The organism is Candidatus Nanopelagicales bacterium, from assembly GCA_030700225.1.
Lineage (GTDB): Bacteria > Actinomycetota > Actinomycetes > S36-B12.
The window spans coordinates 26,284-32,649 of the sequence record JAUYJT010000059.1 but is presented as its reverse complement, the minus strand read 5'-3'; the positions used below and the strand labels follow the sequence as shown (position 1 = coordinate 32,649).

The following is a 6,366-nucleotide window of genomic DNA, read 5'->3' as shown; positions in this document are numbered from 1 at the left end:
GACCGACATGACACCACGGCGGTTTGAGCCCTCTGCCTGCACAGCGAGCCCGGAGGACCTACCTCCATCACCAACACAGCACGGTCCACAATCACGACCTCCTACATCGCAACCACTCGCCTTTCAGGACACACTCCTCTGTTGATCAAGGAAGGCGACGGCCCCGCAGGCGTGGAAGATCACGAACGAGCTTGATCAACAGAGGATTTGCATCAGCAGGACCCCGAGGCTCGGCCCCTTGGCGCTAGATGCCCGGGCGGACGGCCATGAGCCGGGCCAGCAGGCCGTTGACGAATGACCCGGACTCGTCCGTGGACAGTTCCTTGGCCATGGACACAGCTTCGGCGACGGCAACCTCATCGGGGATGTCTTCGCGCCACAAGATCTCGTAAGCACCGATTCGCAGGAGATTCAGATCCACAGGCGGCATCCGGTCCAAGCTCCAGTCGACCGAATACGTGGTGATCAACTCGTCGATGCGCTCAAGGTTCTCCACGACGCCGGTGACCAGCTCGACCGTGTACGGGTTCAGCGCGACGGGACCACCGCCCCGCTGTCGCTGGTCCTGGTCGGCCAGAACGTCCAAGGCGGGCATCCGACGGATGTCCGCCTCGAACAGGATGTCTAGGGCCCTGCGCCGGGCCTTGCCGCGAGCGGACACTTAGTTGATGCGACCCAGGTAGGAGCCGTCCCGAGTGTCCACCTTCACGCGAGTGCCCTGCTCGACGAACAGCGGCACCTGAATCTCCGCCCCGGTCTCCAGCGTGGCCGGTTTCGTCCCCCCGGTCGACCTGTCCCCCTGAAGCCCGGGTTCGGTGAATGTGATCACCAGCTCCACGGACGCGGGGAGCTCCAGATACAAAGGGTTGCCGTCATGCAGGGCGACGACCGCGTTCTGGTTCTCCAACAGATAGCGCGAGAGGTCACCGACGACTGCGGCGGAAACGGGAATCTGGTCATAGGTGCTCGAATCCATGAACACGAACGAGTCGGCGTCGCGGTACAGGTATTGCATGTCGCGCTTGTCGACGTTCGCGGTCTCGACCTTGGTGCCGGCGTTGAACGTGCGGTCAACGACCTTGCCGGACAGCACGTTCTTCAGCTTCGTGCGCACGAATGCCCCGCCCTTGCCGGGCTTGACGTGCTGGAACTCAACGACTGCCCACAAGTTGCCGTCGAGGTTCAGAACGATGCCGTTCTTCAGGTCATTCGTCGTTGCCACTAGTTACTCCAGATTCGCGCCCCGGTTATCCGAGGCGTCCGCACTCTCTGCTCAGGTCGGTCAGGAATCGGTTGCCGGTCTCAGCCACAACGACCGTGTCCTCTATCCGCACTCCTCCGAAGCCGGGCAGGTACGCGCCGGGTTCGATCGTGAGGACGTCGCCCGCAACGATGGTAGCCGCGGAGGTCGCACTCATGATCGGCGCCTCGTGGACTTCGAGCCCGACTCCGTGGCCCAGGCCGTGCGTGAACCGGTCACCGAGCCCGTGCGCGGCCAGGCTCTCCAGTGCGGCCGCGTAGGGCTGCTTGGCGGGAACGCCAGGGCCCAGCGCCCCGAGAGCCGCGGTTGCGGCTCCAGCCACAGCGTCATGCAGGCGCGACTGGTCGGCGCTGGGATCGGCTGCCACAACGAACGTGCGCGTCATGTCGCTGTGGTACCCACGAACGCTCGCGCCGACGTCGATCACCAACAAATCCCCGCGCTCCAGCGGCCTGGTTGTCGGAACGTGATGGGGGATGGCCGAGTTCGGCCCAGACGCGACGATGGAGGGGAACGCCCGGTCGTCGGCGCCACAATCGCGGAGGAGTTGCTCGTAGCGACCCGCCAGCGCCTGCTCGCTGACACCAGGACGCACCTCCTCGGTGAGCGCGACGAGCGCCTCAACCGCGATGCGGCACGCTTCCTCCAAGCAGGAAACCTCATAGGCGTCCTTCACGCGGCGCAGAGGCGACACCAGGGCGGACTCCGGCCGCAGCGCCGGAGCACCATCGATGGCGGAAAGCCGATGGAACTGGGCCACCGGCATGACGTCGGCCTCGATGGCAACCGCTGCCGCGCCCGATCCGCCGAGCACGCGCAACGCGCCGAGGGCGGCATCTCGCTCCAGAACCACGTCCAGGCCGGGACACTCCTGAGCGGCCTGGTCCTCATAGCGGCGGTCAGTGACCAGGACCGGGCCGCCGGGGGCCAGCGCGAGCGCGGCGTTGGAGCCGCTGAATCCAGTCAGGTACCTGACGTTGACCAGGTCGGTGACCAGCAGAGCGTCGACATCCACGACCTGAGCCGCGTCCAGCGCCCTGGTTCGGCGACCGGCGTAGTCCGGGATCACGGCCCCAGCAGGCGGGCGATGGCCTCGAACGCCAGGCGGTAGGAGTCGAAGCCGAACCCGGCGATGACGCCCGTGGCGACACCAGACACGACGCTGGTGTGCCGGAACTCCTCGCGTGTGTGCGGGTTCGACAGATGCACTTCGATCAGCGGGCCGGTCAGCTGGGCGCAAGCGTCGCGCAACGAATACGAGTAGTGCGTGAACGCGGCGGGATTCAGGATGACCGGCTGCCCGCTGTCGGCGGCCTCATGAAGCCATCCGACTAGCGTCGCCTCGTCGTCGGTCTGCCTGAAGTCCACCGATAGCCCGAGCCGCTGCGCCTCACGAGCACAAAGCTGCTCCAGGTCCAAGATCGTGCCGGTGCCGTATACGTCCGGTTCCCGAACCCCGAGCCGACCCAAGTTCGGCCCGTTGAAGACGAGGACGGTCGCGCCCGGAGCCGCGGTCATGTCACGGCCTCGAATGCGGCGTTGAGCCAAGCATCATCGGGAGCCTCCAACAGTCCAGGTTTGCCGACGCGATCCAGCACTATGATCCGCAACGTACCCGCTCGCACCTTCTTGTCCACGCGCATCGCTTGGCTCAGCGCGTCCCAATCCCCACCCGGGTACGCGGTGGGCAGTCCCAGGGACGACAGAACCCGGTAGTGACGGTCAACCCCTTCCCGGGAAAGGCGCCCCGCAGCGCAGGCCAGCTCGGCGGCGAAACACATCCCGACGCTCACCGCGTCGCCGTGCCGCCACGTGAAGGCCTCGACCTTCTCTATGGCGTGGGCGAACGTGTGGCCGTAGTTGAGGATCTCGCGTCCGAGGACCCGGTCCAGCGACTCGGTGAGGTCATCGGCGACAACGGCGGCTTTGACGCGGATGGCTCGCTCGATGAGTTCACCCGACGCCGGGCTGGCAGGGTCGAGCGCCGCCGATGGGTCAGCTTCTATGAGTTCGAGGATCGCTGGATCGGCGATGAACCCCGCCTTGACGACTTCGGCCATTCCCGCCGCGAGGTCCGGCGGCGGGACCGTGGCGAGCAGATCCAGATCGCAGATGACACCGATGGGAGGGTGGAACGCCCCGACCAGGTTCTTCCCCGCCGAGGTGTTGATGCCGGTCTTGCCTCCGACAGCGGCGTCCACCATCGCCAGCAGCGTCGTGGGTACCTGGACGACAGCGACGCCACGCAGCCAAGTCGCGGCGACGAATCCGGCCAGGTCCGTGGTGGCTCCCCCGCCCAGGCCGACCACGGCATCGGTGCGCGTGAATCCCCCCACGCCGAGGCGCTCCCAGCACTGATCGGCGACTGTGGAGGTCTTGGCGGACTCCGAGTCGGGCACGGCGAGCAGCAGCGCTTCGCGGCCGTTAGCGTCCAGGTCCACGGCGAGCCGGGCAGCCACATCCGCCATTACTGGCGCGTGTATGACGGCCACCTTGTGAGCGGCCGCGGGGAGGGTCTGGGCCACCTCCGGCAGCACTCCCCTGCCGATTGTCACGTCGTAGGGACGGCTTCCAGCGACCCGGACCAGCCGGGCGGGGACAATCGCCGGGGGCGTAAGCATCAGGCGCGACACGATCTCATCGACAACATCGGCTACATCGCGACCGTCGGTGCTGACCGCCACGCGGCGAACCTGTGCGTACAACGGTTTGCGCCGCGCGACGAGCCTGGTCCAGGCTTCCTGGATGTCTTTGGGGGGCATCGGCGCCGCCGAATCGTCGTTGACCGCCCGTTCGGCAAGCGCGGCCCGCGCGTTGCCCAGCAGCACCGGCCTTGAGTCGACAGGGCCGACACGCCGCACGGCCTCCCCTGGCGAAACCTCAAGCTCCACGACCGGCTGACCTGCCAGCGACTCCCGGATGGGCGCCGACTCGACCGAGCCACCCCCAAGGGCCAGGACTCCGTGATGCTCCCGTAGCGCCTGCGACACAGCGGTGAGTTCAAGGGCGCGGAAGGCGGGCTCGCCGCTAGTGACGAAGACGTCCGCGATGCTCATGCCCTGGGCGGACTCGACGTCGGCGTCGGTGTCCCGGAAGCCCACACCCAGCCGGGCCGACAGGGCCTGGCCAATGGTCGTCTTGCCGGAGCCGGGAGGACCGACCAGCACGATAATCGGAGCCATCAGCGCACCCGGATCTGAGAGAGGTACGACTGGAAGTTGCGCCTCGTCTCCCCAACCGAGTCGCCGCCGAACTTCTCCAGGGCGGCATCCGCCAGGACCAGAGCGACCATCGCCTCCGCGACGACTCCGGCAGCCGGGACCGCGCACACGTCCGACCTTTGGTGGATCGCCTCGGCCGGCTCCCCGGTATTGATGTCGATCGTCCGCAGCGCCCGAGGGATCGTAGAGATCGGCTTCATGGCCGCGCGAAGCCTCAGCGTGTCCCCTGTGCTGATTCCACCCTCGATGCCGCCGCTGTGCTCCGAAGTGCGGCGGACCTTCCCGTCGATGATCACGATCTCGTCCTGCGCCTTCGACCCTGGAGTTCTTGCCAACTCGAACCCGTCACCGATCTCCACGCCCTTGATGGCCTGAATGCCAGCCAAAGCACCCGACAGGCGAGCACCAAGCCGACGGTCCCAGTGGCTGTAGGAGCCAAGCCCGGGCGGAACACCGTAGGCGAGGACCTCGACAACGCCGCCGCACGTGTCGCCGTCACTGTGGGCCTTGGCGATTACCGACTGCATGGCCGCGCTCGCCTCGGGGTCGAAGCACCGGACGGGGTCGGCATCCAGAGCTGCGACGTCCTGCGGGCCAGGCACACCAGACCCGGTCGAGGAGGCGGAACCGATGCCAACGACGTGGCTGAGGATCTCCGTGTCCAGCGCCTGCGACAGAAACGCCCGAGCCGCCGCGCCAAGCGCCACGCGCGCCGCTGTCTCGCGGGCGCTCGCCCTCTCAAGAACCGGACGGATGTCGTCGAACCCGTACTTCTGAACACCCGCCAGGTCAGCGTGTCCGGGCCTGGGCCGGGTAAGCGGTGCGTTGCGCGCTTTCGACGCCAGATCCGCCTCGGCCACCGGGTCGGCAGCCATCACGGCTTCCCACTTGGGCCACTCCGAATTCCCCACACGGATGGCGATGGGAGCGCCGATCGTTCGACCGTGGCGGACGCCGCCGAGGAACTCCACCTCGTCGGCCTCGAAACCCATCCGCGCGCCGCGACCGGCACCTAACCGACGCCGACCTAGGTCCGCCGCGACATCCGAGGTCGTAATCTCCACACCCGCGGGAAGACCCTCGAGTATCGCCACTAGGGCCGGGCCGTGCGATTCACCGGCAGTCAACCAACGCAACATGTGCACATTCTCGCATCCGTGAGCTGCCGGAGCCGCCTATGGAGACGGGGCGGCGGACGGCGAGGGAGACGGGGCGGCGGAGGATGTTGGTGCTGGAGGGGCCGGGGTCGGCGTGGGAGAGGCGAGGGCGTCAGCCAGCGTCTTGTCGGGTAGTGCGAAGACCGCACCCGATAGCTCCACCGAGAGCTCGCCGAAGACGTCGCTCTCAGTGGCGGTGTCCGACTCAGTCGCAGTGCCCGTCGAGCCCGCGCTCGACACCGTAATGGACTTGATGAAGAACGCGCGCTCCATGTCCTCCAGTGCCGATACGAACGACTTGATGGCCGCGTAAGATCCGTTCGCCGTGATACCCAGCGGCACCGTCACAAGGTCCGCGCTGCCAGCTGTGGTCGTCGTCTCCTTGGCCGGTGATGGTTCCGCCGGAGTGATCGACTTCAGCGTGACACCGGAGCGTCCGGCGGCAGCGGTAATAGCGCGGACGAGTTGCGGAAGTTGCAGGCTCGCCGGGAGTTTGAGCTGGATCGCCTGGATTTCCGCGAGCTTCGCGGGCACTTCGGACGCCTGCCGCTTTAGCTGATCCAGCCGCGCCGCCGCCGCCACGTTCGCGTCCTGCGCGGCTAGGGCATCGTCATGGAGCGCGTTCGCCCGGTGCCGCGCCGGGGCTACCAGCAGCAAGAACAGGATCAGGAAGACGACAATCGCGACTCCAGCTCCGCCGAGCAGCCATCGCCGGTTCGCAGCCATG

7 protein-coding genes are annotated in these 6,366 nt (G+C 67.1%); all 7 read right to left on the bottom strand.

The window, feature by feature from the left end; all coding sequences use genetic code 11:
* Window positions 1-244 precede the first annotated feature (244 nt).
* Genes nusB through pilO form a run of 7 tightly spaced genes read right to left on the bottom strand, consistent with a single transcriptional unit; the run spans window position 245 to window position 6,365 of the window.
* A complete protein-coding gene (nusB, locus tag Q8P38_09225) occupies window positions 245-661 on the bottom strand; it encodes a transcription antitermination factor NusB (GenBank protein ID MDP4014781.1) in 417 nt (138 codons plus the stop codon).
* Entirely contained in the window at window positions 662-1,222 is a 561-nt protein-coding gene (gene efp / locus Q8P38_09220) for an elongation factor P (protein ID MDP4014780.1), read from the bottom strand.
* Window positions 1,223-1,247: 25 nt separating this feature from the next.
* A complete protein-coding gene (locus tag Q8P38_09215) occupies window positions 1,248-2,330 on the bottom strand; it encodes a Xaa-Pro peptidase family protein (protein ID MDP4014779.1) in 1,083 nt (360 codons plus the stop codon).
* A complete protein-coding gene (aroQ, locus tag Q8P38_09210) occupies window positions 2,327-2,779 on the bottom strand; it encodes a type II 3-dehydroquinate dehydratase (GenBank protein ID MDP4014778.1) in 453 nt (150 codons plus the stop codon). The genes Q8P38_09215 and aroQ overlap by 4 nt, the downstream gene beginning before the upstream one ends.
* The gene (gene aroB / locus Q8P38_09205; GenBank protein ID MDP4014777.1) at window positions 2,776-4,443 is read right to left on the bottom strand and encodes a 3-dehydroquinate synthase; all 1,668 of its coding nucleotides are present in this window, start codon (window positions 4,441-4,443) and stop codon (window positions 2,776-2,778) included. Before aroB ends, aroQ begins: the two co-directional genes overlap by 4 nt.
* Window positions 4,443-5,621 (bottom strand): chorismate synthase, encoded by a 1,179-nt coding sequence (gene aroC, locus Q8P38_09200; GenBank protein MDP4014776.1) that lies wholly within the window; start codon window positions 5,619-5,621, stop codon window positions 4,443-4,445. Before aroC ends, aroB begins: the two co-directional genes overlap by 1 nt.
* 36 nt (window positions 5,622-5,657) lie before the next feature.
* Entirely contained in the window at window positions 5,658-6,365 is a 708-nt protein-coding gene (gene pilO / locus Q8P38_09195; GenBank protein MDP4014775.1) for a type 4a pilus biogenesis protein PilO, read from the bottom strand.
* Window position 6,366 lies beyond the last annotated feature (1 nt).

Bases quoted from the DNA above. Each gene is read 5' to 3' on its own strand.
- aroQ (MDP4014778.1), bottom strand. From the start codon at position 2,779: ATGACCGCGGCTCCGGGCGCGACCGTCCTCGTCTTCAACGGGCCGAAC.
- aroB (MDP4014777.1), bottom strand. From the start codon at position 4,443: ATGGCTCCGATTATCGTGCTGGTCGGTCCTCCCGGCTCCGGCAAGACG.
- aroC (MDP4014776.1), bottom strand. From the start codon at position 5,621: ATGTTGCGTTGGTTGACTGCCGGTGAATCGCACGGCCCGGCCCTAGTG.
- pilO (MDP4014775.1), bottom strand. From the start codon at position 6,365: ATGGCTGCGAACCGGCGATGGCTGCTCGGCGGAGCTGGAGTCGCGATT.